Source organism: uncultured Arenimonas sp., assembly GCF_963976025.1.
In the GTDB taxonomy this organism is placed as follows: Bacteria; Pseudomonadota; Gammaproteobacteria; order Xanthomonadales; family Xanthomonadaceae; genus Arenimonas.
Genome location: NZ_CAXBJS010000236.1, coordinates 1 through 3,443, shown reverse-complemented (window position 1 = coordinate 3,443; position 3,443 = coordinate 1). Strand labels below are relative to the sequence as shown.

Annotated in this window: 2 protein-coding genes and 1 pseudogene; all 3 read right to left on the bottom strand. The window is 68.5% G+C overall.

Translation table 11 applies throughout. The features are described 5' to 3' along the window. Window positions 1-182, bottom strand: a pseudogene (locus tag AACZ35_RS13380) (recombination factor protein RarA); the annotation flags it as partial. Between the two features lie 43 nt (window positions 183-225). Continuing rightward, on the bottom strand, window positions 226-876 hold the full coding sequence (lolA, locus tag AACZ35_RS13375) for an outer membrane lipoprotein chaperone LolA (protein WP_339830119.1): 651 nt from the start codon (window positions 874-876) through the stop codon (window positions 226-228). Between the two features lie 96 nt (window positions 877-972). Beyond that, window positions 973-3,255 carry a DNA translocase FtsK 4TM domain-containing protein gene (locus AACZ35_RS13370; RefSeq protein WP_339830121.1) on the bottom strand — a complete coding sequence of 761 codons (2,283 nt, stop codon included), beginning with the start codon at window positions 3,253-3,255 and terminating at the stop codon, window positions 973-975. Between the last annotated feature and the right edge of the window lie 188 nt (window positions 3,256-3,443).

Below are 3,443 nucleotides of genomic sequence, written 5' to 3'. Positions count from 1 at the left end.
CAGAGGATCATCGAGTGCACGCGGCCCGATTCCACCGCGCGGCGCAGCGCCGAACCCGGCGCCAGCAGCCGGCGCTGGCCGACCATGTCGTCGAGGCTGGCCGGGCGCATGCGCTCGGCCAGGGGTTTGAGGCCCTCGGGCGGTGCGAACAGCGTCGGGGTGGATGGGGCTTTTCGGCTCACCGGCCAAGTTTACCGGCTCGGGAGCCGGCGCTGGCCCCGAACCTCAGTCCGCCAGCGGCATCACTTCGGCGGCTTGCGCCATCTCGCCCACCACCTCGGTGCCCGGCGGCGGGGTGAAGTCGAAGGTGCCGGCCGCGAAGGCCGGATTGCGCTGCCAGCCGCTGAAACGCACCTCGGTGCGCTGGCCCAGGCCGTCGCTCATTTCCATCACCACCAGGCCACTGTCGTCGAAGCCCAGGCGGGCGCTTTCGAACGGGGAATCCTCGGGCTTGCGCGGGGTCAGCCCCAGCCAGTCCAGGCCGTCGGCGCGGTGGCCGCTGACTTCGAACTGGCGTTCGAGCTCGCTCGGGTCGACCAGCACCGACAGCGGGCTGCCCTGCTCTTCATGGCTCTGGATGCGCACCGTCACCTGCTCCAGGTCCGGGTCGTGGATCCAGACGTGGGTGCCGTCGGCGACGATCACCTGCGGGAAGGGCTGCACCACTTCCCAGCGGAACTGGCGCGGCGCGCGCAGCTTGAGCGTGCCGCTGGACGATTCCAGCAGCTCGCCGTCGGGCGCGTGCACGCGCTGCTCGAAGTCCGCCGCCATGCCGGTCATGCCGGCACCGAAGGCGTCGAGCTGCTCGCGCGCACCGGCGTGGGCCAGGGGTGCGGCAAGGGCAAGCATCAGGATCACGATAAGGCGCATGGGCATAACCTCGGTTGCATTGCGGGCCAGTGTGTCGCGGCTTGCCTGAACGGCGCGTGGGGCGCTTGAACGCCGGCTTAAACCCGCCGGCAGGACGCCCGCTCAGCGCGGCGGCGGCGGGGCGATCACCTGGCGGTCGCCGTTGTGTTCTGGCGGGGTGACGATGCCCGCGGCCTCCATGGCTTCAATAAGCCGGGCGGCGCGGTTGTAGCCGATCTTCAGGCGCCGCTGCACGCCCGAAATGGACGCGCGGCGGGTTTCGGTGACGACCTTCACCGCCTCGTCGTAAAGCGGGTCGGATTCGTCGCCGCCGCCGCCGGATTCGGGCAGGCCGGTCGGGCCGATCACGACGCCGTCGCCCATCGACTGCACTTCCTCCAGCACGCCCTCGATGTAGTCCGGGCCGGAGCTGTTCTGGCGCAGGTGCGCCACCACGCGGTGCACTTCTTCGTCGCTGACGAAGGCGCCGTGCACACGTTCGGGCATGGCGGTGCCCGGCGGCAGGTAGAGCATGTCGCCGTTGCCCAGCAGGGTTTCGGCGCCGGACTGGTCAAGGATGGTGCGCGAGTCGATCTTGGAGCTCACCTGGAAGGCGATGCGGGTCGGGATGTTGGCCTTGATCAGGCCGGTGATCACGTCCACCGAGGGCCGCTGCGTGGCCAGGATGAGGTGGATGCCGGCGGCGCGGGCCTTCTGCGCCAGGCGGGCGATGAGCTCTTCGACCTTCTTGCCGACGATCATCATCATGTCGGCGAATTCGTCGATGAACACGACGATGTAAGGCAGCGCCTCGAGCGGACGCGGCACTTCGTCCAGGTCCGGGTTGGGCCGGAACAGCGGGTCCATCAGCGGCTGGCCGGCGTCCTGGGCGTCCTTGACCTTGCGGTTGAAGCCGGCCAGGTTGCGCACGCCGACCGCGCTCATCAGCTTGTAGCGGCGCTCCATCTCGGCCACGCACCAGCGCAGGCCATTGGCGGCCTCCTTCATGTCGGTGACCACCGGCGCCAGCAGGTGCGGGATGTTCTGGTAGACCGACAGTTCCAGCATCTTCGGGTCGATCATCAGCATGCGCACGTCCTTGGCGCTGGCCTTGTACAGCAGGCTCAGCACCATGGCGTTCACGCCCACCGACTTGCCCGAACCGGTGGTGCCGGCGATCAGCAGGTGCGGCATGCGGGCCAGGTCGACCACCACCGGGCGGCCGGCGATGTCCTTGCCCAGCGCCATCGCCAGCGGCGAGGCCAGCTTGTCGTATTCCTTCGAGCGCAGGATTTCGCTCAGGTAGATCATCTCGCGGTGGGTGTTGGGGATTTCCAGGCCCACCACCGACTTACCCGGGATGACGTCCACCACGCGCACCGATTTGACGCTCAGGCCGCGGGCGATGTCCTTGTCGAGCGAACTGATCTGGCTGCCCTTCACGCCCGGCGCCGGCTCCATCTCGAAGCGGGTGATCACCGGGCCCGGATAGGCGCCGACCACCTGCACCTCGACGCGGAAGTCCTTGAGCTTGAACTCGATCTGCCGCGACAGGGTTTCCAGGGTTTCTTCGGAATAACCCTTGGGCTGTTCCTTGGGGTCGTCGAGCAGCGACAGCGGCGGCAGGCCTTCGCCGCCGCCGACGTTGAACAGCGGGATCTGCTGCTCGCGCTGGGCGCGTTCGGATTTTTCGATGACCGGCTTGGCCGGCGGTTCGATGCGCACCGGCTCGCGCTTGGCGCGTTTGGCCGAATCGACCTTGCGCACTTCCTCGCGCTCTTCGCGCAGCACGCGGGCGCGCTGCCATTCGGCGGCCTGGCGGGTGCGCTTGCCCAGGCGTTCGTACAGGGCCAGGACCTTGCCGCCGATCCAGTCCATCAGGGCGAACCAGCTGAGCCCCGTGGCCAGGGTGACCGACATCAGCACCACGGAAACCAGGAACAGGTTGCCGCCCATGCCGCCGAACACCTTGCGCATCGAGGTGCCGACCAGCTGGCCCAGGATGCCGCCGGAGCCTTCGGGCAGGTCGGGCGCGGCGCCGCCGAGGATGTGCGCGAGGCCGCAGGCCGACACCAGGAAACCGACGATGCCGACCAGGCGCAGCGCGGGGCCGAAATCGACCCGACCGTCGCCGTCGGAGTCGAGCCCGAACAGCGCGATCCAGGCGATGCCGCCCAGCACCAGCGGCACCGTGTAGGCGATGTAGCCGAAGAACCAGAAGGCCAGGTCGGCCAGGTGGGCGCCGACGACGCCGCCGACGTTGTGCAGCGGGCCGGCCACCGAGCCGGTGCGTGAAAAAGCCGGGTCGTCGGTGTGGTAGCTGAGCAGGCTCGCCAGCAGGTACAGCAGCAGCGGCGAAAGCGCGACCAGCGCGAGTTCGCGCCAGAGTTTCTGGCGGCGGTCCATGCCGGCGTTGGTGCTTCGATCGGGAGTGCGCGCCACCGAGAGAAAATGCCTCAGAAGTTCGTTATAGCTGGCTGTTTATACAGCAGTTTGCGTTTTCGCGCCCACTGCCCCCCGGGCAGGCCACCGGAACACTGAGGCCCGGGCGTTCGCCTTGATTTGCCCGGCCGTGGCCTACAAGCTACATGGCC